The organism is Kitasatospora sp. NBC_01560 (assembly GCF_045208415.1).
Lineage (GTDB): Bacteria > Actinomycetota > Actinomycetes > Streptomycetales > Streptomycetaceae > Kitasatospora.
Genome location: NZ_CP109364.1, coordinates 9,109,126 through 9,131,034, shown reverse-complemented (window position 1 = coordinate 9,131,034; position 21,909 = coordinate 9,109,126). Strand labels below are relative to the sequence as shown.

The window sequence follows — 21,909 nt, the reverse complement described above, 5'->3', positions numbered from 1 at the left end:
GACGAATGACTCCGCTGCACCGAAGGACGTGCGGAGCCGCCGCGGTGGGTGGCACGCGGCGAAAGCGGTCATCCGGTCAACCGGTCAACCGGTCCAGCCGGTCACAGGGTCGGACGATCAGCCGGTCAGGTGGCCGTCCGGGGCTGCCCGGGGCTGCCGTCCAGGAGGGCGGTCAGGTCGGCGAAGGCCGCACGGACCGCCTCCGGCTGCTCGATCCAGGGGAAGTGACCGGCGCCGCCGATCGTGCGCCGCAGGACGTGGGGCCGGTCCACCGTGACCTCGTCCCGCCACAGGCCCTGGTCGACCACGTGGTCCTCGGCGCCGCTGACGATCAGGGTCGGCACTCCACTGTCCTGCGGCCTCCAGCGGGCCCGGTAGGTCTCGTCGAAGTGGGCGTCCGCCCAGGCCACCGCGTCGTGGCAGTAGGCGAGGCCTTCCAGCACGGCACGGCCCGCCGCGAGCCCGCCGGGGGTGAAGTTCCACGCCGCGGCGGCGAGGGTGAGCGCGCGCAGGGTGTCGTCGTTCGGGTTCCGGCCGTACTCCCCCGCCAGCGCGTCCAGGCCGGGGATCGGACGGGCCTCGGCCCACCGCGCGAAGGCCGGGCGCCAGCCGGCGTGCGGGGCGCTGCTGACCAGTACCGCACCGGCCAGGCGTCCTGCCAGCTCGGGGACGGCGAGCATGAACATCCCCCCGGTGGAGTGGCCGACCATGACCACCTCGTCCAGGGCCCCGGCCGCCTCGGCGAGCACGTCCGGCCACCGCTCGTAGGGGCGGTCGGGCACCTCCGGGCCCCGGTTCGAACCGTCCCCCGGCAGGTCGACCAGCCACACCGTGCCCGGCACCCGGGCCGCGCGGGCCAGCCCCGCCACGGACTCGGACCCCAGACCCGGCCCACCCGGAACGAACAGCCAGTTCCACCGCCCCTCGCTCACCGCAACCCGGCGCAGCCTGACGCCCGAGGCCGTCCAGCGCTCCCGATCGTGCTCCACCGCACTCACCTTCCCCGGGCCCCTCACTGGGGCTCCAGGGCGACGATACGTCCCTGCGGATCCGAGGTGACCGGGGCCGGCGGCGAGGGCCCGGGGCCGGCGGCGCCCGCACGGCTCGTCCTAGCGGGGGAACCGGACGAGGCCCTGGAGCAGCATCAGGCAACCGAGGATGTACGCGTACGCGCCGGGGCCGTAGAGGTCGAACTGCAGTCTCGTACGGCTCAGAATCACGATCAGCAGGACCGCGTTGAGGGCGGCACTGAAGCCGTGCAGGTACCGGGGCCAGCGCGGCACGGAACGCGGTACGGAGTCGGCGCGGCTGCGGCGTGCGAAGAACAGCGCCAGCACGCAGCTGCCGACGCCCAGGGCCGAGGCCACGACCCACGGCAAGGAGCCGTGCGCCATGTTGGCCAGGGCACTGCTCGCGAAGCCCGACCGGTTGCCGGGGGGCAGTGCCAGGGCGAGCGGCAGGGCCACGACGGCCGTCCAGAAGGGGGTCGTGGGGCGGGCGGGCCCCGCCGGTCGGGCGCCGGCGGCAGGTGCGGCCGGGCGGGCCGGTGCCGTCGCCCCGGTGCCGGGTGCCGGGACGGCAAGGGGCTCCGGCCGGTCGGCCGAGGGCGTCGGGAGCGAGGGCGTCGGGAGCGGTGCCGTCGAGGGCGCCGAGGGCGATTCCGTCGGGAGCGGTGCCGTCGCGGCCGGTTCCGCCGGGAGCGGTGCCGTCGCGGCCGGTTCCGTCGGGAGCGGTGCCGTCGCGGCCGGCACGGCGACGGTGCTGTGCAGCGCGCGGGTCAGGGGCGCGGGTGGCCATGCGGCGGTCAGCAGTGCCGTCCCGGCGGTGGGGTGGCTCTCGCTCCGCACCGGGGCGAGGTCCTCGATCAGTGCGGTGACCGACGGGCGCCGGTCGGGGTCCTTGGCCAGGCAGCGTTCGATGATCGCCAGACCGGGTGGCAGTTGGGAGATGTCCGGTTCCTCGTACGCGATACGGAAGTTGAGCGCCTGGGCGGAGCCCGTACCGAACGGGCCGGTGCCGGTGGCGGCGTAGGTCAGCACGGCGCCGAGGGCGAACACGTCGGTGGCCGGCGTGACCGGCCTGCCGGCCAGCTGCTCCGGGGCCATGTAGCCCGGTGTGCCGATGACCATTCCCGTCCGGGTGAGCGCGGTGGCTTCGGCGGCCACCGAGATGCCGAAGTCGACCACCCGGGGTCCGTCCGGTGCGATCAGGACGTTCGAAGGCTTGAGGTCCCGGTGGACCAGATCGGCTGCGTGGATGGCTTCGAGCGCCTCCGCGAGGCCCGCGCCCAGGGCCCGCACCGACTCCACCGGCCACGGACCGTGCGCCGCAACCGCCTCGTCGAGCGGCAGCCCCGGAATGTAGGCGGTGGCGAGCCACGGCATCGCACTGTCGGGGTCGGCGTCGACCACGGCGGCCGTGAAGAATCCGTTGACCCTTCGAGCTGCCGCCACCTCATGGGCGAACCGGCGCCGGAAGCCGGGGTCCTCGGCGAGTTCGGGCCGCACGATCTTCACGGCGACCAGCCGCCCGCTGGGCGACTGCCCCAGGTAGACCTGCCCCATCCCCCCGCCGCCGAGACGCCCGGCGATCCGGTACCGCCCTATCTGCCGCGGATCGGTCGACTGCAGCTCGTTCACCCGGTTCTCCCCTGACCACGGTAGGTGCGCACCACCCTCGCGCGATTACACACCAACCCGGCCCACCCGCGCAGCCCTACGGGCACCAAGCGGACCGGCGCCGGCCCGGCCGCAGTACCGCATGCCTCGGCGTCTCCGGGGTAGGCGCGCTGCGGCCCGCCGAACTGACGGGCCATCGGCAGAGGAGGCAAATCCATGGGTATAGGCGGCTGCATCATCGTCTTCGCGATCGGCGCGATCCTGACCTTCGGCGTCGACTGGCACATGAGCGGCGTCAACGTCGACGTCGTGGGGATCGTCCTGATGGCCGCCGGTCTTCTCGGCCTCGTGACGTACGCGAGCGTTTTCCGGCGGCGTCGGATGCTCGGCCGGGCCGGCGCCGACGAGGTCGTGGAGGAGCGGCGTTACTACGACGGGCGCTGAAGGTCGCACGCCGGGCGCCCGGCGTCGAGGTCCCATCCCTCGTGCCGCCGATGACAGGTGCCACCTCGTCCTGCTGCGGATCCGATGTCGGGCGGACGGTCCTCGCCCGAATGATCCACACGATCCGGGGCAGCCGAATCCTCGACATCGACTTGGAGGTCGACATGGTTCCCCTTCTGCTGGTTCTTCTGCTGGCTGTCCTGCTGTTCGGCGCCGGTTTCGCCCTCAAGGCACTGTGGTGGATCGCCATCGCCGTCCTGGTGATCTGGCTGCTGGGATTCGTCGCCCGCGGTACGGGTGCCTCCGGCAACCGCGGCCGCTGGTACCGCTGGTAGTGCCGGCCTCGCGACAGGCTCCGGGCCGGGGACGCTCACCGAGTGAGCGTCCCCGGCCCGCTTGCGCGCGTCGGTTGGCCGCCGGATCTGCCGTCGCCTGCCGTGGCATCCCGGTCACTTTGGGCAACCCTTGTCTTCACATGTCGAACGGTCCCCCAGAGCAGGGCAGTGGAATTCTTCAGAAATGGCGGATCCTGGCGTACCTTCATGAGAGAAGAGGTCATTCACCTAATTTGTTCATCCAATTATTGAACTCAAGGCTGGGGCAGTCAGTAGGAGGGTTCCATGGTCAGCAGCGCCGGCGACGGCAGGGTCCGCGACAGGAAGGCCACCGAGAGATCCCGCGGGACGACGGGCCGGATGTGGATCCGCACGTACCGGGTGGATGCCGACGGCCGGCCACTGGGCGATGCCGAGCACGACGAGTACGCGCCCGTCGCCCCGGAGCCGCTCGCCAGGCGCACCTGGCCGCCCTGCGCGTGCCCCCGGCACATCGCGTCGCCGTCCACGTAGGTCCGCCCGGGTCCGCCGGATCCGCACAGGCCGGAAGTGGCCTCCGCCGCCGACCCCCGGACGGGGCCCCCGGACGGCGATCCAGGACTGCCGTCACTCAGAGGTGCGGGCTCCGACTCTCCGGAGCGGTGTGCAACGGGTACGGAACGAAGGTGCTGGCGTGCTCGTCGACGGCCAGCGGCCGGCCGATGGCGGGCGCGGCGCGCTGCGGGCAGGCCGGGCGCTCGCAGACCTTGCAGCCGAGGCCGATCGGGGTGGCGGCCGCCTCGTCGCCCAGGTCGAGGCCGGCGGAGTAGACCAGCCGTCCGGCATGGCGGATCTCGCAGCCGAGGCCGACGGCGAAGGTCTTGCCCGGCCGCCCCCAGCCGCCCGGTGAGCGGGAGACCGCGCGGGCGGTCCACAGGTAGCGCCGGCCGTCGGGCATCCCGGCGACCTGCACGTGCACCCGCCCGGGGGCGGCGAAGGCCTCGTAGATGTTCCAGAGCGGGCAGGTGCCGCCGGTGCGGGAGAAGTGGAAGTCCGTCGCGGACTGCCGCTTGGAGACGTTGCCGGCCCGGTCCACCCGGACGAAGGAGAACGGCACGCCGCGCAGCCGGGGCCGCTGGAGCGTACTGAGGCGGTGGCACACGGTCTCGTAGCCGACGCCGAAGTGATCGGCGAGGTGCTCGATGTCGTACCGGGAGCGCTCGGCCTCCGTGTGGAACGTCCGGTACGGCAGGACGAGCGCGGCGGCGAAGTAGTTGGCGAGCCCGATCCGGGTCAGGGACCACGCCGGGGAGTCCGGCGCACTGTCCTGGGCCGCGAGTTCGGACAGCAGCCCGTCGTGCTCCAGGTACGCCAGCTGGGTGGCCATCCGGAAGGCCTGCTGGCCCGGGCGCAACCGGTCGGACAGCCGCAGGATCCGTGCCTTCGGGTCGTACTGGTGCAGCAGTTCGCCCCCGGTGGCGATCCGGACGCCGTGCCGGGCGGCCAGCCGCTCGGCCAGCACCGTCCGGACCTCACCCCGCCTCAGGTGGATGCCCTCCGCCAACTCCTCCGCCGCGAGGTCGAGTTCGTGGAGGTAGTTCTGACGGCGGTAGAAGAACTCACGGACTTGCTCGTGCGGCGCGAGGACGTCGCCCGCCGGGCCGCGGTCCCCGGCGAGGACGGCGAGTTGCTCGGCCGCGGCCCTGCGACGCCGGGCCAGATCGGCGAGGACCTGGGCCACGGCGGGGAGCCGGGCCGCGACCTCGTCGACGTCCCCCGGGGTGATGCGGCCGGACGCGATCTCCTCGCCGAGCGCGTCGCGCAGCTCGGCGGTGAGCCGGGCGGTGTCCGACGGGGCGAAGTACCCGGCGTCGACGCCCAGTGCCTCGGTGAGGCGCAGCAGCACGGGGATGGTGAGCGGGCGGGCGTCGTGCTCCAGCTGGTTGAGGTAGCTGGGGGACAGTTCGATCAGCCGGGCCATGGCCGCCTGGCTGAGCCCCCGGTCCTCGCGCAGCCGGCGCAGCCGGGCACCGGCGAAGGCCTTTCCCATGGTCCTGTTCTCCCCTGCTCACCCTGCTCAGCTCGGCGGCCGACCGGCCCGGTAGCCGCAGCCTAGCCCTCAGCGGCACGAGGGAAACCTTCGCAACCTTCGCCGATTTGGCAGGAATGCTTCGCAGGAATTGGCCGCGCTCCAGCGGTGACGGCGGCGGCACCGGGTGCCAGAGTCGGTACTGCGGCCGGGAGGCGCACAGCACAGCCCGACACTCCAGGCCGGTGTCCCTGGCGGAGCTGTCCGGGTGACCACGTCCTGCGGTGCTCCACCGCCGCCCGGCACCTCCCGGCCGCCCGTGGGGCGAGCCGCCTCGCACGCCTCACACCCTTCGCAACGAGCACTCTCGGGAGCAGACGATGACGCAGTCGGTTCGGCAGCAGCAGGAACAGCAGGCGGCGGCGCTGGCCGCCCGGTGGGCGTCCGACCCGCGCTGGGCGGGCGTCGAGCGGACGTACGCGGCGGCCGACGTGGTGCGCCTCGCCGGCACCGTGCGCGAGGAGCACACCCTGGCCCGGCGCGGTGCCGAGCGGCTCTGGGCCCAGCTCCACGAGCAGGACTACCTCCACGCCCTGGGCGCCCTGACGGGTGGCCAGGCCGTGCAGATGGTGAAGGCCGGGCTGCAGGCGATCTACCTGTCGGGCTGGCAGGTCGCCGCCGATGCCAACCAGGCCGGCCAGACCTACCCCGACCAGAGCCTCTACCCGGCCAACTCCGTCCCCCAGGTGGTGCGCCGGATCAACAACGCGCTGCTGCGGGCCGACGGGATCGACGCCGCCGAGGGCAACGACGGCCCGGACTGGCTGGTGCCGATCGTCGCCGACGCCGAGGCCGGGTTCGGCGGCCCGCTGAACGCCTTCGAGCTCACCAAGGCCATGATCGCGGCCGGCGCGGCGGGCATCCACTACGAGGACCAGCTCGCCTCCGAGAAGAAGTGCGGCCACCTCGGCGGCAAGGTCCTCGTCCCCACCGCCCAGCACGTCCGCACCCTCAACGCGGCCCGGCTGGCCGCCGACATCGCCGACGTGCCGACGGTGATCGTGGCCCGCACGGACGCGCTCGCCGCCAACCTGCTGACCACCGACGTCGACGAGCGCGACGCCCGCTTCTGCACCGGCGAGCGCACCGCCGAGGGCTTCTACCGGGTCGAGCCCGGCATGGCCCCGGTGATCTCCCGCGGCCTGGCCTTCGCCCCGTACGCGGACCTGATCTGGGTGGAGACCGGCACGCCGGACCTCGCCCAGGCCCGCGAGTTCGCCGAGGCGCTCAAGGCCGAGTACCCGGACAAGATGCTCGCCTACAACTGCTCGCCGTCGTTCAACTGGAAGGCCGCGCTGGACGACGACCAGATCGCCAAGTTCCAGCGGGAGCTGGGCGCGATGGGCTACCGCTTCCAGTTCATCACCCTGGCCGGCTTCCACGCCCTGAACCACTCGATGTTCCAGCTGGCGAAGGGCTACGCCGAGCACGGCATGACGGCCTACGTCGATCTCCAGGAGGCCGAGTTCGCCGCCGTGCCGGACGGCTACACCGCGGTCAAGCACCAGCGCGAGGTCGGCACCGGCTACTTCGACCTCGTCTCCACCGCGCTCAACCCCAACGCCGAGACCCTCGCGCTGACCGGCTCCACCGAGGCCGAGCAGTTCCACTGAGCCACCCACGGCGGCCGGCACACCACTGGAGCGGGGAGCTCCGCGGCCGCCGCCCACCCCGCCCGGGGCCTCGTTGAGGGACGAGGCCCCGGGCCCCATCACCCCCTGATTCCCGCCGCCTGCTTCCTGGAGTACCGGATGAGCCCCACCAGCCGCACCGAGATCCCCGTCGAGATCCCCGTCGGGCCGCCCGTCGAGCTCCTCGGCGCGCACGAGGACCGCTTCGAGGAGATCCTCACCCCCGAGGCCCTGGCCTTCCTCGCCCGGCTCCACCGCGCCTTCGCCGGCCGCCGCGCCGAACTGCTCGCCGAGCGGGCACGCCGCGCCGCCGCCCTCGCCGCCGGCGCGGGCCTGGACTTCCTCCCGCACACCCGCGCCGTCCGGGAGGACGCCGGCTGGCGGGTCGCCGGGGCGGGACCCGGGCTGGACGACCGCCGGGTGGAGATCACCGGCCCGCCCGAGCGCCGGATGGCGGTCAACGCGCTGAACTCCGGTGCGAAGGTGTGGCTGGCGGACTTCGAGGACGCCACCTCCCCCACCTGGCACAACCTCGTCTCCGGCCAGCTCAACCTGCTCGACGCCATCCAGCGCCGGATCGACGACACCACCCCCGGGGGCAGGCGCTACCGGATCGGCGACTCCCCCGCCACCATCGTGGTCCGCCCGCGCGGCTGGCACCTGGACGAGGCCCACCTGCTGATCGACGGCCGCCCCGCGATCGGCGCCCTGGTCGACTTCGGCCTCTACCTCTTCCACTGCGGCAGGCTCCAGATCGAGCGGGGCAGCGGCCCGTACTTCTACCTGCCCAAGCTGGAGAACCACCTCGAAGCCCGGCTCTGGAACGACATCTTCACCTTCGCCCAGGCCGAGCTGGGCATCGCGCGCGGCACGATCCGGGCCACCGTCCTGATCGAGACCGTCACCGCGGCGTTCGAGATGGACGAGATCCTGTACGAGCTGCGCGAGCACGCCGCCGGTCTCAACGCCGGCCGCTGGGACTACCTGTTCAGCCTGATCAAGAACTTCGCCCGGCAGGGCCCGCGCTTCGTGCTGCCCGACCGCTCCTCCCTCACCATGACCCAGCCGTTCCTGCGCGCCTACACCGAGCTGCTGGTCCGCACCTGCCACCGGCGCGGCGCCCATGCCATCGGCGGCATGGCCGCCGCCGTCCCGCAGCGCGACCCCGCGGCCAACGAAGCCGCGCTGACGAAGGTCCGGGCCGACAAGGAACGCGAGGCCGGCGACGGGTTCGACGGCTCCTGGGTCGCCCACCCCGGCCTGGTCGCCACCTGCCGCACCGCGTTCGACGCCGTCCTCGGCGACCACCCGAACCAGCTCGACCGCACCCGCGAGGACGTCGAGGTGACCGCCACCGACCTGCTCGCCGTCCACCGCCTCACCGTCGGCCTGCCGACCGAGCAGGGCGTGCGCGCCAACGTCGCGGTCGCGCTGCGCTACCTCACCGCCTGGCTCGGCGGCGCGGGCGCGGTCGCCGTGTTCGGACTGATGGAGGACGTCGCCACGGCGGAGATCGCCCGCTGCCAGCTCTGGCAGTGGGTCCACCACTGCTCCCGGCTGGCCGGTGGCTCGCTCGCCACCCCGGACCTGGTCCGCCGGCTGATCGACCGCGAGCGGGCCGCACTGCTCGCCGAGGGCGCCGACCCGATCCTGGTCGACGACGCCACCCGGATTCTCACCGAGACCGCCCTCGGCACCGAGCTGCCCGCCTTCCTCACCACCGGGGCCTACGCCCGCCACCTCGTCCGCCTCACCACCCCGGCCGCCTGAACCGGCCCCCGCCAAGGAGACAGTGCATGAACGACATCCGCCGTGTCGCCGTCGTCGGTGCCGGCCAGATGGGCGCCGGCATCGCCGAGGTCTTCGCCCGTGCCGGGCTCGACACCGTCGTCTGCGAGAACGGCTCGGCCGCCCTCCGCGCCGCCCGCAGCCGGATCGACCGCTCGCTGCACCACGCCGTCCAGCGGGGCCGTCTCGGCGAACAGCAGCGCACCGACGCCTGGGCGCACCTGCTGTTCGCCGACGACCTGGAGGCGCTGGCCGACCGGCAGTTGGTGGTCGAGGCCGTCGTCGAGGCCGAAGGCGTCAAGACCGAGGTCCTCCGAGCCCTCGACAAGATCCTCGTCTCCGAGGAGGCGGTGCTCGCGACCAACACCTCCGCCATCCCGATCACCCGGCTCGGCATCGCCACCGGCCGCGCCACGCACCTGCTGGGTCTGCACTTCTTCAACCCCGCACCGGTCATGCCCCTGGTCGAGCTGGTCCCCTCGCTGCACACCGACCCGGCCGTCCTCGACCGGGTGGAGACCTTCACCCGGGACGTCCTCGGCAAGCACGTCGTCCGCTCCCGCGACCGCGCCGGATTCGTCGTCAACGCCCTGCTGATCCCCTACCTGCTGTCCGCGATCCGGATGGCCGAGGCGGGCCATGCCGGCGTCGAGGACATCGACGCCGGCATGGTGCACGGCTGCGCCCACCCCATGGGGCCCCTCGCCCTCGCCGACCTGATCGGCCTGGACACCGTCCAGGCCATCGCCGAGTCCCTGTACGACGAGTACAAGGAGCCGCTCTACGCCCCGCCGCCCCTGCTCGCCCGGATGGTCGAGGCCGGTCTGCTCGGCCGCAAGAGTGGACGGGGCTTCCACGCGCACCGGAAGGCCTGACCGTTGATCCGGAGGCGGTGCGGTGGTGGCCTCCCGGTCCTCCCGGTCCTCCCGGTCCTCCCGGTCAGCTGCGGCCCCCGTCCGCCCCTCCGGTCCCGCACCGGCGCTCAGCCGGCGAGTTCCTCCCGCAGACGGCGGGCGGCACCGACCAGACTGTCCAACGACGCCCGGGTCTCGGCCCAACCGCGGGTCTTCAGACCGCAGTCGGGGTTGACCCAGAGCCGCTCGGCCGGGATCGCCGCGAGCCCGGCCCGGAGCAGTGCCACCGCCTCGTCGGTGCTCGGGACGCGCGGGGAGTGGATGTCCCACACGCCCGGGCCGACCTCGCGCGGGTAGCCGGCCCCGGCCAGCTCACCGGCGACCTCCATGTGGGAACGGGTGGCCTCCAGCGAGATCACATCCGCGTCGAGCTCGTCGATCGCGGTCATGATCGCGCCGAACTCGGCGTAGCACATGTGGGTGTGGATCTGGGTGTCGGCCCGCACCCCGGAGGTGGCCAGGCGGAACGACTCCGTGGCCCAGTCCAGGTAGGCGGGGCGGCTCGCGGCGCGCAGCGGCAGGGTCTCGCGCAGCGCGGGTTCGTCGACCTGGACGACGGCCGCGCCGGCGGCCTCCAGGTCGGTGACTTCGTCGCGCAGGGCGAGGGCGACCTGGCGGGCGGTGTCGGCGAGCGGCTGGTCGTCGCGGACGAAGGACCAGGCGAGCATGGTGACCGGCCCGGTGAGCATGCCCTTGACCGGGCGGTCCGTCAGGCCCTGCGCGTAGCGGAACCAGTCGACGGTCATCGGGTGCGGGCGGGAGATGTCCCCGGCGAGCACCGGCGGGCGGACGTATCGGGTGCCGTACGACTGCACCCAGCCGTTCCGGGTGGCCAGGTAGCCGGTGAGCTGCTCGGCGAAGTACTGGACCATGTCGTTGCGTTCGGGCTCGCCGTGGACGAGGACGTCCAGGCCGGCCTTCTCCTGGTACGCGATCACCTCGCGGACCTCCTCCTCCATCCGCTCCCGGTAGGCCTCCGCGCCGATCCGGCCGGCCGTCAGATCGGCCCGGGCGACGCGCAGTTCGGTGGTCTGCGGGAAGGACCCGATGGTGGTGGTGGGCAGCAGCGGCAGGCCGAGGCGGGCGCGCTGGGCCTCGCTCCGCCGGGGGTAGGCCTGCGGCCGCCGGGCGTCGGCCTCGGTCACCGCCGCCGTACGGGCGCGGACGGCGGGGTCACGGGTGATCGGCGAGTTGACGCGGGAGGCCAGGTCGGCCCGGTTGGCGGCGAGTTCGGCGGTGATCGCGCCGGTGCCCTCGCGCAGGCCCCGGGCCAGCAGCGCCGCCTCGGCGGCCTTCTGCTTGGCGAAGGCGAGCCAGCGGGCGATCTGCGGGTCGATGTCGCGCTCGGTGCTGGCGTCGATCGGCACGTGCAGCAGCGAGCAGGATGCCGCGACGTCGACCCGGTCGGCGAGGCCGAGCAGCGTGGCCAGGGTGGCGAGGGACTTCTCCAGGTCGTTGATCCAGATGTTGCGGCCGTCCACCACCCCGGCCACCAGGCGCTTTCCGGGCAGGCCGCCGACGGCTGCGAGATCGTCCAGGTTGGCGGCGGCCGGTCCGGTGAAGTCCAGTGCCAGGCCCTCGACCGGAGCCTTGGCGAGCACCGGCAGGGCGTCGCCGAGGCGGTCGAAGTACGTCGCGACCAGCAGTTGCGGCCGGTCGGCGAGGGCGCCGAGGTCGCGGTAGGCGCGGGCGGCGGCGTTCAGTTCGGCGGGGGTGCGGTCCTGGACGAGGGCGGGCTCGTCCAGTTGCACCCACTCGGCGCCGGCGGCCTTCAGGTCCGCCAACAGCCGGGCGTAGACGGGTAGCAGGCGGTCGAGCAGGGTGATCGGCTGGAAGTCGGCGGCCACGCCCGGGGCGGGCTTGGCGAGCAGCAGGTACGTGATCGGGCCGACCAGCACCGGGCGGGCGCGGTGGCCGAGCGCCAGCGCCTCGCGCAGCTCCGCGACGGCCTTGGCCGGGTTCGCGGCGAACGTGGTGTCGGGGCCGAGTTCGGGCACCAGGTAGTGGTAGTTGGTGTCGAACCACTTGGTCATCTCCAGCGGCGCCACCTCCTGCGTGCCGCGCGCCATGGCGAAGTAGCCGTCCAACGGGTCGGCGTCGACGGCCGCCCGGTGGCGGGCCGGGATCGCGCCGACGGCCACGCTGGTGTCCAGCACGTGGTCGTAGAGCGAGAAGTCGCCGGTCGGGACCTCCGTGACGCCGGAGTCGACGAGCTGGCGCCAGTTGCCCCGGCGCAGGTCGGCGGCCGTGGCCAGCAGCACGTCGGCGGTGACCGTGCCCTTCCAGTACCCCTCGACGGCCTTCTTGAGCTCCCGGCCCCTGCCCTGGCGGGGGTAGCCGAACACGGTCGCGGTCGCCGCGTCTGCGGACTTCGTGGTCAAGGGACTCTCCTTCGCGAGTCTGTTTCCTCAAGTGCCCGAGGACGGCACGAGGACGCGAAGGGACGACGAACCAGACGGCAGGCCGGCGCTGCAAACGCGCACGCCCGATCCACCCGGTGTGGTCGCCGACCCGCCCTCGAGGTCATCGGACAGCCGCACGCGGGTCCACCGCGGGCGGGCAGCAGGCAGGTCTTCGGACTCGCGGGCACGCCCACCCTGGTTCCAGGGCGGACACCTACTGGCCGTCGCTTCCCAGACCCTCCCGGGCCCAGTGCGTCTGACGGCGGTCGTTCCCGCTCACCGCTGCGGGGCAGTCCCGGACTGGCCAATTGAAAGGCGTCACCGGGTTCCCTCTTACGACACCCCGCCTGGCGGACGGGGCGTACCAGCTACACCCGGCAGCCTACGGCCAATCCCGCGGCATCCGACCGGAGAATCACTCAACCGACCACATTCTGAGACGCCGTCGGAGCCGGCCGACCGGCTGTCACCGTCCCGGGCCCCGGTGCTGACGCCGGCCGAAGCCGGCGCCGGCCGGGCCCGGCCGGGGCCCACCGGCCCGGCGTTCAGGAATCCGGGAGGAGGACCGGGAACGGCGCTGTCCGGTGGACGGCAGTGGTTCATCCGGTGGACGTCGAACGATTGTCCGCATGAATGATCCGCAAGAAGGTCACTCATTGTGCACAAATTGTCGCACCATATGCCTATCGGTCGTGCACCTGCGGCCAACCGGACGGTCTGCGGCGATTCACCCACCCGACCGATCTGGAGCTGAGATGACGCCGAGCAGACCGTCCTTGTCCCGCCGTGGTTCAACCGCGGCCATCGGGCTGGCCCTGGCCGGCACGACGGTGCTGTGGGGATCGGGCACGGCAACGGCCCTGCCGAGGCCGGCCGACGGAACGCAGCCCAAGGCCGTCCCGCACACCCGGGCGGCATGCCCGCCCGCACCCCTGTGGGCGAACACCGGCGGCGGCGACCACCGGCTGATCGAATACAGCCCCACCGGCACGCAGCTGTTCAGCGTGCCGGTGGTGCGGGACTACGGCGACATCGGGTTCAGCGCCGACGGTGGCACGCTCTACGGGATCGACTTCCCCGGCTCCGCCCCCGCGCTGCGCACGATCGACCCGGCCACGGGGGCGGAGACGGCGTCGGTGGCAGTCACCGGCCCGGCGGCATCGCCGTCCGTCAGTGTGTTCAACGCGCTGAGCCCGTTGCCGAGCGGCCTGCTGCTGACCGGCACCTTCAGCACCAACACCATCTTCACGATCGACCCGGCCACCGGCGCGAGCGCCGTCTTCGGCGCCTCGTTCCCGGCCGGGTTCGTGTCGGCGGGTGACTTCCTCTCCCTCGCCGACGGTGACATCCTCGCCTCGGCCTCCCCCGCCGGATCGTCCGGGTCCACCCCGAGCGCGATCTTCCGGATCCACCCGGACAACACGCTCACCGAGGTCGGCACCGTCCCGACCACGTTCGGGATGGCCCTGTCCGGAAGCGACGTCTACCTGTTCGGCGCGAACGGCAACCTCAACAGGCTGACGGCCCCGATCCCGACCGCCGCGTCGACCGACCCGCTGGCGTTCACCCAGGTCAGCGCGACGGGGAACGCGTTCTTCGGCGCAACGTCGGTGCAGGACAGCGGGAACTGCAACACCGTGGCCGCCCCGTCGATCACCAAGACCGCGGCGGAGGGCTCGTTCGTCACCGGCGAGACCATCCACTACACGTACACGGTGACCAACAGGGCCGACGTACCGCTCACCACCGTCGCCGTCACCGACAACGGCCCGGGCACGCCCACGGTGACCTGCCCGGCCGGACCGCTCGCACCGGGCGCGTCGGCGAACTGCACCGCCAGCTACCCGGCCACCGCGGCGGACACCGCGGCCGGGAGGATCGTCAACACCGCCACCGTCACCGCGGCCGCGCCGACCGGCCAGGTCGTCACCGCGACGAGCAACCAGGTGAGCGTCCCGCTGCGGGCCCTGGCCGTCACGAAGAAGGCCACCGAGACCCAGTTCACGGCCGCCGGCCAGACCATCCACTACACGTACACGGTGACCAACACCGGCCAGGCGCCGCTGACCGGTGTGGGCGTCACCGACCTGACCCCGGGCGTGAACGTCTCGGGCTGCGGGGTGGACCAGCTCGCACCGGGCGCGACCACGACGTGCCAGGCCACGTACGTCACCACCGCCGCCGACGTCGCGAACAAGAACGTCACCGACCAGGGCCGGGCCACCGGCACCGCCCCCGGCGGCGAGAGCGTCACCACCACCAGCAACACGGCCGTCGTGCCCCTCGACGCCCTCGCCGTGGTGAAGAAGGCCGCCGAGGCCCAGTTCACGGCCGCCGGCCAGACCATCCACTACACGTACACGGTGACGAACAACGGCGCCGAGGCGCTGACGAGCGTCACCGTGGCGGACAACGGCCCCGGCACACCGGCGGTGACCTGCCCGGCCGGACCGCTCGCGCCCGGTACATCGGTGGACTGCACCGCGACCTACGTCACCACCGCCGCCGACGTCGCGGCCGGGAAGATCGTCAACACCGCCACCGTCACCGCGACCACGCCCTCGGGCTCCACGGTGACCGGCACCAGCAACACCGTCACCGAGCCGTTCGCCGGCCTGAAGATCGTCAAGGCCGTCCAGGAGACCGCGTTCTCGGCCCCGGGACAGGTCCTGCACTACACCTTCACCGTCACCAACACCGGCAACGTGCCCCTCGGCACGCTCGCCGTCACGGACGTGGCGCCCGGCACGCCGGTCGTCTCCTGCCCCGTGCCGACGCTCGCTCCCGGAGCCGGCACGACCTGCACCGCGACCTACACCACCACGGCCGCCGACGTGAAGGCCGGGAGGATCACCGACACCGCGACCGTCACCGCCACCACGCCCGACGGCACCACCGTCACCTCCCGGAGCAACACCCTGACCGTCACCGCCTGCACCCCCTGCGAGGACAAGGACCACGGCGGCTGCGAGGGTGACAACCCCGACGGCCACGAAGGCGGGGGCCACGACGGCGGCGGACACGACGGCGGGGGCCACCACCCTCCCGGCCACGACCACAACGGCCCCGGCGGCGCGACCGGGCAGCACAGTGACGAGAGCCACGGCCCCCTGCCCGCCCCCGAAGCCCCGAACGCCGCACCGACCGGCCCGGCCCTCCAGGAAGCCGGCCTCGTCCCCCTCGCCCACACGGGATCCCCGACCCGGACCGCCGGCATCGCCGGCGCCGGCGCGCTGGCACTGGGCCTCCTCCTCGTCCACCTAGGCCGGACCCGCAAGCACGCGGCGACCACCCCCCGGTAGCGGACCCCGCACAGCTGAACCCCGACGCGGTCAGGCCGGACCAGCCTGACAACGGCCCGTGTTCCGCCGGAGCTCCCGGCGGAACACGGGCCGTCCCCGGTCCGCTCATGACCCGCAACCCTCGGTACGGCGTCGCAGCACCTCGTTGTCCACGCCGGGACCTACCCTGACCGCATGATCAATGGCGGACACGTCGTCATCCACAGCCGGGACGCAGAGGCGGACAGGGCCTTCTTCAGGGATGTACTGGAGTATCCGCACGTCGACGCGGGAGGCGGCTGGTTGATCTTCAAGCTTCCGCCGACCGAGATCGCCGTGCATCCCACGGAAGGCCCGGAGATGCACGAGCTGTATCTGATGTGCGACGACGTCGACGCAACGGTGACGGCCCTGGCCGCGAAGGGGGTGGAGTTCATCCAGCCGGTCACCGACGTGCGCTGGGGGCGGCTCACCAGGTTCCGCCTGCCGGGCGGCGGCGAGGTGGGCATGTACGAGCCCCGCCACGAGCGAGCCACCGATCTGCCGGCCCCATGACGGGCCACGACCGGCAATCACCTGCCGGCCGCAAGGCAGCCGCTCACCCCCGCGCAGAGGTCCGCGGCTCCGTCACCTCGGTGTGCAGGTCGGCCGTGGTGCCACTGAGGTCACCCACCTCCAACAGCTGGTGGCAAACGGCAACGGCCCCGGCCAGATCCCTCGTCCGGCGTACCGGATACGCCTGCGAAAATCCCATGCCCGGCAGTCTGTCAGGGCCACCTCCGGGAGGGCTGCCCCATTTCCGCAGCGCGGGCGAGGACCGCCCGCCGACGGGCCCGGGCGGCCGGTGCCGGACCACCGGGGTGGACGGTCAGCCGGTCGGGCCGGCGGCGGCCGCGGTGGCCCCCGCGGCCGGCTGACGGCCGCAGAAGGCGGTCGCCAGCAGCTTCTGCGAGGTCTTCCAGCCCTGGCCGGTGTTGCGGTAGCCGTTGGTCGAGACCGCCACCAGCCGGCGGCCGTCCAGGGTGCCGTAGAGGGCGCTGTTGTGCCCGCGCCCGGTGCTGCCGTTGTTGCCCCAGATGTCGCCACAGGGCGTGGTCAGCCGGCCGATCCCCAGGCCGTACTGGGCGCCGCCGCTCGCCGGGGCGACCGTCAGCATCTCGGCGAGCAGCGGTGCGGGGAGCAGCCGCCCGCCGAGCAGGGCCTGGAGGAAGCCGGCGAGGTCCGCGGTGGTCGAGATGCCGACGCCCGCCGCGTCCATCTCGCTCGGCTCCATCTCGGTGACGTCCACCGGGCCGCCGGGCAGGTCGAGGTAGGTGTGCGCGTGCGGGCCGCGGATCTCGGTCGCGTGGACCGGCATCGACGTCCCGGTCAGCCCCAGCCGGTCGATGATCCGGCGCTCCACTTCCCGGCGCCAGTCGTGGCCGGTGACCCGGCCGATGATCATGCCGGCCAGCAGGTAGTTGGTGTTCGCGTAGTGCCAGCCCGTGCCGGGCGCGGCGTACGGCGGGTGGCTGTTGGCCACCGCGAGGAGTTGCTGCGGCGTCCAGCTCCGCCAGCGCCCCTCGCGGAGCCAGGTCTCGTGGTCGACGCCGATGGCCGGGTCCTCGGTGTAGTCGAACAGCCCGCTGGTGTGGTTGAGCAGCTGGCGCACGGTGATGGAGCCGCCGCCCGGGACGGCACCCGGCAGCAGGCTCTCCACGCTGTCGTCCAGCCCGAACCGGCCCTCGCCGACCAGTTGGAGGACGACCGTCGCCACGAAGGTCTTGGTCACGCTGGCGATCCGGAACCGGCCGTTCGCCGAGGGCTCGGCGCCGGTCGAGAAGTCGCCCACGCCCTCCGCGCCCTTCCACACCGTGCGCCCGTACTCCGTCACCCGGGCGAGGGAGCTGGACGCCCCGCCGATCCCGATCACGCCCTCCAGTGCCTCGTTCAGCGCCAGGGCGTCCACGCCGCCCCGGTGCGGGTCACGGCCGGCCGCCTCCGGGCCGTTCCCCGGCTGCTCCTCGCCGACGGCCGCGGCTGCGGCCGGCCCGGTGCCGAGGGCGCCGGCCGTCGGGGCGGTCACGCCCACCAGGCCCGCGCCCGCCAGCGCGAGCGCGACGACCCGCACGCCCCGCGCCGTCCGCGACCCGTCCCGGTGCTCCGCCACCCTCATGAGTCCTCCTGTGTCCGTGCCAACGGCTTCCGCAACGCCTGAAGAATGTGAGGGATTGACACTTTGTCAGGCGGATGCGGGCCGGTCGTCCACCCGCAGGGGCACAGCGGCTCCGCCCACGGGTGGATGCTCCTCCGGCGTGTCGGCCCTCCTCAAGTCGGAGGCGGACCCACTACGGCGCGACACCAACGGTGCGAGGGCCCGCGGTTCGTCGCGGGTCCGCGAGCCGGCCGCCCGGGAGCGCGGCCTTCGCCGGCGTCGCTCGCGCACTCGTCTGCTACCGCCGGCCTACCGAAGGAGATGACGCCGTAGGAAGTTGTCGACGAGCATGTCGGTGAAGGCCAGGTCGACGGGGTCCCCGGTGACCAGGACGCGGTGGTAGATGGGCCCCACGAGCTGGTCGACCGCGGCCACCGTGTCGAGGTCTGCCGGGAGTTCGCCGCGTCGTACCGCGTTCTCCAGGGGGAGCCTGTCGCGGCGGCGCTGCTCGTCGAGGTACCGGGTGCGCAGGACGGCGGCGAACGCGGGGTCGTGCTGCGCGTGGCCGAGCAGTGCGGTGAAGACGGCGCCCGCGTCCGACCGGGTGAGGAACTCGGCCAGCTGGTGCAGGTGGGCGCCCAGATCGGCGGCCAGGTCACCGTGATCGGGTGGGGTGAGGGCCTCCGTCGCATCCAGGAGAAAGGCGTCCAGGAGGATGTCGGTCTTGGTCTTCCACCAGCGGTAGATGGTCTGCTTCGCCACCCCGGCGCTGGTGGCGATGCCCTCGATGGTGACGCCGGAGAAGCCCTTTTCCACCAGGAGGCCGTCGGCGGCCTCCAGCACGGCCTGCCGTGCCTGCTCGCTCCGCCCGTACCGGTTGCCGTGGTTCTGCCGTGCCGCCCGGTCCGCGCCGGCGCCTTCGGCGACCGCATTTCGTCGATCCGTGTCTGCCTTCACGGGCCAAGAGTAGGTCGCGACTCCTAGACGCAACGCAACGGTGCGTCTAGTCTAGGTTCCATGACACCGACCAGCACGCTCCATGACCCCCGCGTGGCATCCGCTCTCGACGCGATGTTCTCCCGGGCGGCGGCGGACGAAGCCCACGTACGCGACCCGCGGAACGGGTACCAGAGCGTCACGTTCCCGGTCGAGGACGGCATGGAGATCAGCTGCCGCCTCTGACGGGGTCGCCAGAAGGAGAGCCGGACGCCCGAGCGGAAAATATTGACGGCTCGCTGCAAATTTTCGCAAGCATTTTGCTCTAGGATCGCAGCCATGACTCGGCGACTTGCGGAAGTGGCGAAGAAGGTCGGGATGAGCGAGGCGACGGTCAGTCGCGTGCTCAACGACAGGCCCGGCGTCTCGGAGAGCACCCGGGTGGCCGTGCTCACGGCGCTCGACGTGCTCGGGTACGAGCGGCCGACGCAGTTGCGCGGGCTGCGGTCGCGACTCGTGGGCCTGGTCCTGCCGGAGCTCCAGAACCCGATCTTCCCGGCCTTCGCGGAGAGCGTCGGGGCGGCGCTGGCGCAGAACGGCTTCACCCCGGTGCTCTGCACCCAGACGGCCGGTGGGGTGTCCGAGCCGGAGTACGTGAACCTGCTGTTGCAGCAGCAGGTTTCGGGGGTGGTGTTCTTCGGTGGCCTGTACGCCCAGGACGACGCCTCGCACGCGCACTACGCCCAGCTGTTCGAGCGGGGCGTACCGACCGTCCTGCTGAACGCCGGCACCGGCGCGCTCGACTTCCCCCGGGTCTGCTGCGACGACGCGGTGGCGATGGAGCAGGCCTTCGGACATCTGCGCCAGCTCGGGCACGAGCGGATCGGCCTGATCCTCGGCCCGCAGGACCACGTCCCCTCGAACCGCAAGCTCGCCGCCGCTCACGGCTTCGCCGCGCGATCCGGGGTCGAACTGCCGGAGCGCCTCGTCGAACGGGCGCTGTTCTCCCTGGAGGGCGGCCAGGCGGCGGCCGGGCGGCTGCTGCGGCGCGGTGTCACCGGGATCGTCTGCGCCAGTGATCCGCTGGCACTGGGAGCGATCCGCGCGGCGCGGCGCCACCGGCTGGCCGTCCCGGAGGACCTGTCGGTGATCGGCTACGACGACTCCTCCTTCATGACCTGCACCGATCCCCCGCTGACCACCGTCCGCCAGCCGATCGAGGCGATGGCGAAGACGGCCGTCGACCTGCTGGTCAGTGAGATCGCGGGGGCGCGGGTGGATCACGACGAGGTGTCCTTCGAGCCGGACTTGGTGGTGCGGGGGTCCAGCGGTCCGGCGCCCGGGCACGGCGCTCCGCCGGGGCCGCGGCAGGGTCCGCCGGGCCTTGCCGTGCCGGCGTCCGGGGCCCGGTCCCGGATGCCCTAGCGAGCCGTCGGCGGCCCGGCCGGGCGCCGCGGCGAGGGGTGCGCGCGGGCCCGCCGGGCCGCCGGCGGAAGAGGTCCCAGGAGGGTGCGAGCTGCGGCTCGCACCCTCCTGCCATGTCCGGAATCGCCCCGCACCGGGCCGCCGGTCCGGAAGTCACGACAGTACATCGCGTTTTTGCGAAATCCTGTCGACATCTTGTGGTCATCTGTCGAGGAGTGGTTAAGTGAGCGCGCCGCCAGGGGGCACCCGGCACCGGACCCGCCCAGGGTTCTTGCCGGACGCCCCGGAGGCGGCAGGAGCCGCGCAAAGCCGGTGCACCACCCCGCCCGAACGCCGCAGCCCACAGCACGCCGCACGCCGCACCTCCCCGTGCCGTCCGCAGGACAGGACGGCACGGCCCCCACCGGAACCACATGGGCTCCCGCCGCGCCCCGAGCGCCGACCGTGCCCACCGTGTGCTTGTAGAAGGGTCCACCCGAACATGAAGACAAACGGGCTTCTCCACAGATCGGCCGTCGCGGTCGTCGTCGCCGGCCTGGCGTTCTCGGCCGCCGCGTGCAGCAGCTCCGGCAGCGGGTCGTCCTCGGGCGACAACGGCAAGGCGGGCGATGCCGCAGCCCCGCTCGACCCGGCCACCAAGGTCACCATCACCGCCGACTGCCAGCCGCCGACCACCAAGCCGGCCGAGCGCAAGCAGTGGGACGACGACATCGCGGCGTTCCACAAGATCTACCCGAACGTCACGATCAAGGCCACGGACGGGCAGCCCTGCGAGGAGCCCGCGAAGTTCACGGCCCAGCTCGCCGGCAAGACCCAGCCCGACCTCTTCTACGGGTACTTCACCGACACCGACCAGATCCTCGACGCCGGGGCGGCGGCGGACATCTCGGCGTACGTGAACGACACGACCGTCCCGGCGCTGAAGGACATCGACCCGTCGGTGCTCGGCACCCTCAAGGACGCCGACGGCAAGCTCTACGGGCTGCCGGTGACGAACTACAAGATGGGCCTGATCTACAACCGCAAGCTCTTCACCCAGGCGGGCCTGGACCCCGACAAGCCGCCGGCCACCTGGGCCGAGATCCGCGAGGACGCCAAGAAGATCGCCGCGCTCGGCAACGGCGTCAACGGCTACGGCGACTACAGCGCCACCAACCAGGGCGGCTGGCACTTCACCGCCGAACTGTACGGCCTCGGCGGCAGGATGCTCTCCGACGACGGCAAGAAGGTGGCCTTCAACAGCGCCGAGGGCAAGCAGGTCCTGCAGAACCTGTACGACATGCGCTGGACCGACAACACCATGGGCGGCGCCCAGGGCCTGAAGTGGCCGGACCTCATGACGCAGACCTCCACCGACAAGCTCGGCATGTACGTCGGCGCGCCGGACGACATCACGTACATGGTGCAGACCCTCAAGGGCAACTACGAGGACTACGGCATGGGCCCGATGCCGGGCGGCAGAGCGGCGCTGCTCGGTGGTGACGGCCGCTACTTCAAGAAGGGCTCCACCCCCGACCAGATCAAGGCCGGCATCGCCTGGGTCAACTTCAAGTACCTGACCATGGGCAAGGGGCAGTTCGACTACGCCCGCAACAAGACCGACGGCCTGCCGGTCGGCATCCCGCAGCCGAACTTCTTCGGCGGGGCCTCCCTCGCGGCCGACAACACCGCGAAGGCCGCCAGCGCCACCGTCCCGGTGAAGAACTACGCGCCGTACGTCTCGACCCCCGTCCCCGGCAGGACCGAACCGGCCAACGCCCAGCAGCTCTACAAGGTGCTGGACGCCGCCGTCTCCGCCGTGCTGACCGACAAGAACGCGGACATCGCCAAGCTGCTGACCGACGCCGAGAGCCAGGCCAACCAGGTGCTCGCCGGCCTCCAGTAGCACTGGACGGGGGCCGGCCCGCCCGGCTGGCCCCCGTACCCCCGGCAA

Annotated in this window: 17 protein-coding genes and 1 riboswitch; of the genes, 11 read left to right on the top strand and 6 right to left on the bottom strand. The window is 72.7% G+C overall.

Annotated elements, in window-relative coordinates:
• Nucleotides 1-125: 125 nt before the first annotated feature.
• Both OH807_RS38945 and OH807_RS38940 read right to left on the bottom strand, forming a co-directional pair.
• Complete coding sequence (locus tag OH807_RS38945; RefSeq protein WP_406209476.1) at nucleotides 126-989, bottom strand: alpha/beta fold hydrolase; 864 nt, start codon at nucleotides 987-989, stop codon at nucleotides 126-128.
• A 120-nt stretch (nucleotides 990-1,109) separates the two neighbouring features.
• Nucleotides 1,110-2,639, bottom strand: coding sequence for a protein kinase domain-containing protein (locus tag OH807_RS38940; RefSeq protein ID WP_406209473.1), 1,530 nt, complete (start codon nucleotides 2,637-2,639; stop codon nucleotides 1,110-1,112).
• Between the two features lie 195 nt (nucleotides 2,640-2,834).
• Here OH807_RS38940 and OH807_RS38935 point away from each other — a divergent pair, with 195 nt between their 5' ends.
• The 3 genes from OH807_RS38935 to OH807_RS38925 all read left to right on the top strand — a co-directional run bounded on the left by OH807_RS38935 (nucleotide 2,835) and on the right by OH807_RS38925 (nucleotide 3,910).
• Nucleotides 2,835-3,062, top strand: coding sequence for a hypothetical protein (locus tag OH807_RS38935; RefSeq protein WP_406209470.1), 228 nt, complete (start codon nucleotides 2,835-2,837; stop codon nucleotides 3,060-3,062).
• A gap of 164 nt (nucleotides 3,063-3,226) precedes the next feature.
• A complete protein-coding gene (locus tag OH807_RS38930) occupies nucleotides 3,227-3,397 on the top strand; it encodes a hydrophobic protein (RefSeq protein WP_406211419.1) in 171 nt (56 codons plus the stop codon).
• Between the two features lie 285 nt (nucleotides 3,398-3,682).
• Entirely contained in the window at nucleotides 3,683-3,910 is a 228-nt protein-coding gene (locus OH807_RS38925; RefSeq protein WP_406209467.1) for a hypothetical protein, read from the top strand.
• A gap of 97 nt (nucleotides 3,911-4,007) precedes the next feature.
• Here the strand turns inward: OH807_RS38925 and OH807_RS38920 are convergent, their stop codons facing one another.
• Nucleotides 4,008-5,426 (bottom strand): short-chain fatty acyl-CoA regulator family protein, encoded by a 1,419-nt coding sequence (locus tag OH807_RS38920; RefSeq protein ID WP_406209464.1) that lies wholly within the window; start codon nucleotides 5,424-5,426, stop codon nucleotides 4,008-4,010.
• A gap of 359 nt (nucleotides 5,427-5,785) precedes the next feature.
• On the opposite strand from OH807_RS38920, the gene aceA reads away from it, so the two are divergent.
• The 3 genes from aceA (at nucleotide 5,786) to OH807_RS38905 (ending at nucleotide 9,759) form a co-directional block, all read left to right on the top strand.
• Nucleotides 5,786-7,078: an isocitrate lyase gene (aceA, locus tag OH807_RS38915; RefSeq protein ID WP_406209462.1), complete on the top strand. Its 1,293-nt coding sequence runs from the start codon at nucleotides 5,786-5,788 to the stop codon at nucleotides 7,076-7,078.
• Between the two features lie 138 nt (nucleotides 7,079-7,216).
• Nucleotides 7,217-8,866, top strand: a complete 1,650-nt coding sequence (gene aceB / locus OH807_RS38910; RefSeq protein WP_406209459.1) for a malate synthase A — start codon at nucleotides 7,217-7,219, stop codon at nucleotides 8,864-8,866.
• A gap of 26 nt (nucleotides 8,867-8,892) precedes the next feature.
• On the top strand, nucleotides 8,893-9,759 hold the full coding sequence (locus OH807_RS38905; RefSeq protein ID WP_406209456.1) for a 3-hydroxybutyryl-CoA dehydrogenase: 867 nt from the start codon (nucleotides 8,893-8,895) through the stop codon (nucleotides 9,757-9,759).
• Nucleotides 9,760-9,866: 107 nt separating this feature from the next.
• On the opposite strand, the gene metE is transcribed toward OH807_RS38905, so the two are convergent.
• Nucleotides 9,867-12,179 carry a 5-methyltetrahydropteroyltriglutamate--homocysteine S-methyltransferase gene (metE, locus tag OH807_RS38900; RefSeq protein ID WP_406209453.1) on the bottom strand — a complete coding sequence of 771 codons (2,313 nt, stop codon included), beginning with the start codon at nucleotides 12,177-12,179 and terminating at the stop codon, nucleotides 9,867-9,869.
• 187 nt (nucleotides 12,180-12,366) lie between these two features.
• A riboswitch (cobalamin riboswitch) is annotated at nucleotides 12,367-12,536 on the bottom strand.
• 419 nt (nucleotides 12,537-12,955) lie between these two features.
• On the opposite strand from metE, the gene OH807_RS38895 reads away from it, so the two are divergent.
• Complete coding sequence (locus tag OH807_RS38895; protein ID WP_406209451.1) at nucleotides 12,956-15,502, top strand: CARDB domain-containing protein; 2,547 nt, start codon at nucleotides 12,956-12,958, stop codon at nucleotides 15,500-15,502.
• A gap of 174 nt (nucleotides 15,503-15,676) precedes the next feature.
• Nucleotides 15,677-16,036 (top strand): VOC family protein, encoded by a 360-nt coding sequence (locus OH807_RS38890; protein ID WP_406209448.1) that lies wholly within the window; start codon nucleotides 15,677-15,679, stop codon nucleotides 16,034-16,036.
• A 313-nt stretch (nucleotides 16,037-16,349) separates the two neighbouring features.
• Here the strand turns inward: OH807_RS38890 and OH807_RS38885 are convergent, their stop codons facing one another.
• Nucleotides 16,350-17,636 carry a serine hydrolase domain-containing protein gene (locus OH807_RS38885; RefSeq protein ID WP_406209446.1) on the bottom strand — a complete coding sequence of 429 codons (1,287 nt, stop codon included), beginning with the start codon at nucleotides 17,634-17,636 and terminating at the stop codon, nucleotides 16,350-16,352.
• Between the two features lie 288 nt (nucleotides 17,637-17,924).
• Entirely contained in the window at nucleotides 17,925-18,572 is a 648-nt protein-coding gene (locus OH807_RS38880; RefSeq protein ID WP_406209443.1) for a TetR/AcrR family transcriptional regulator, read from the bottom strand.
• Nucleotides 18,573-18,632: 60 nt separating this feature from the next.
• On the opposite strand from OH807_RS38880, the gene OH807_RS38875 reads away from it, so the two are divergent.
• The 3 genes from OH807_RS38875 to OH807_RS38865 all read left to right on the top strand — a co-directional run bounded on the left by OH807_RS38875 (nucleotide 18,633) and on the right by OH807_RS38865 (nucleotide 21,861).
• Nucleotides 18,633-18,797 (top strand): hypothetical protein, encoded by a 165-nt coding sequence (locus tag OH807_RS38875; protein WP_406209440.1) that lies wholly within the window; start codon nucleotides 18,633-18,635, stop codon nucleotides 18,795-18,797.
• Nucleotides 18,798-18,890: 93 nt separating this feature from the next.
• A complete protein-coding gene (locus OH807_RS38870) occupies nucleotides 18,891-19,976 on the top strand; it encodes a LacI family DNA-binding transcriptional regulator (RefSeq protein WP_406209438.1) in 1,086 nt (361 codons plus the stop codon).
• A gap of 481 nt (nucleotides 19,977-20,457) precedes the next feature.
• Nucleotides 20,458-21,861 (top strand): extracellular solute-binding protein, encoded by a 1,404-nt coding sequence (locus OH807_RS38865; RefSeq protein WP_406209436.1) that lies wholly within the window; start codon nucleotides 20,458-20,460, stop codon nucleotides 21,859-21,861.
• Nucleotides 21,862-21,909 lie beyond the last annotated feature (48 nt).

Bases quoted from the DNA above. Each gene is read 5' to 3' on its own strand.
- OH807_RS38935 (WP_406209470.1), top strand. From the start codon at position 2,835: ATGGGTATAGGCGGCTGCATCATCGTCTTCGCGATCGGCGCGATCCTG.
- OH807_RS38930 (WP_406211419.1), top strand. From the start codon at position 3,227: ATGGTTCCCCTTCTGCTGGTTCTTCTGCTGGCTGTCCTGCTGTTCGGC.
- OH807_RS38925 (WP_406209467.1), top strand. From the start codon at position 3,683: ATGGTCAGCAGCGCCGGCGACGGCAGGGTCCGCGACAGGAAGGCCACC.
- OH807_RS38920 (WP_406209464.1), bottom strand. From the start codon at position 5,426: ATGGGAAAGGCCTTCGCCGGTGCCCGGCTGCGCCGGCTGCGCGAGGAC.
- aceA (WP_406209462.1), top strand. From the start codon at position 5,786: ATGACGCAGTCGGTTCGGCAGCAGCAGGAACAGCAGGCGGCGGCGCTG.
- aceB (WP_406209459.1), top strand. From the start codon at position 7,217: ATGAGCCCCACCAGCCGCACCGAGATCCCCGTCGAGATCCCCGTCGGG.
- OH807_RS38905 (WP_406209456.1), top strand. From the start codon at position 8,893: ATGAACGACATCCGCCGTGTCGCCGTCGTCGGTGCCGGCCAGATGGGC.
- OH807_RS38895 (WP_406209451.1), top strand. From the start codon at position 12,956: ATGACGCCGAGCAGACCGTCCTTGTCCCGCCGTGGTTCAACCGCGGCC.
- OH807_RS38890 (WP_406209448.1), top strand. From the start codon at position 15,677: ATGATCAATGGCGGACACGTCGTCATCCACAGCCGGGACGCAGAGGCG.
- OH807_RS38885 (WP_406209446.1), bottom strand. From the start codon at position 17,636: ATGAGGGTGGCGGAGCACCGGGACGGGTCGCGGACGGCGCGGGGCGTG.
- OH807_RS38875 (WP_406209440.1), top strand. From the start codon at position 18,633: ATGACACCGACCAGCACGCTCCATGACCCCCGCGTGGCATCCGCTCTC.
- OH807_RS38870 (WP_406209438.1), top strand. From the start codon at position 18,891: ATGACTCGGCGACTTGCGGAAGTGGCGAAGAAGGTCGGGATGAGCGAG.
- OH807_RS38865 (WP_406209436.1), top strand. From the start codon at position 20,458: ATGAAGACAAACGGGCTTCTCCACAGATCGGCCGTCGCGGTCGTCGTC.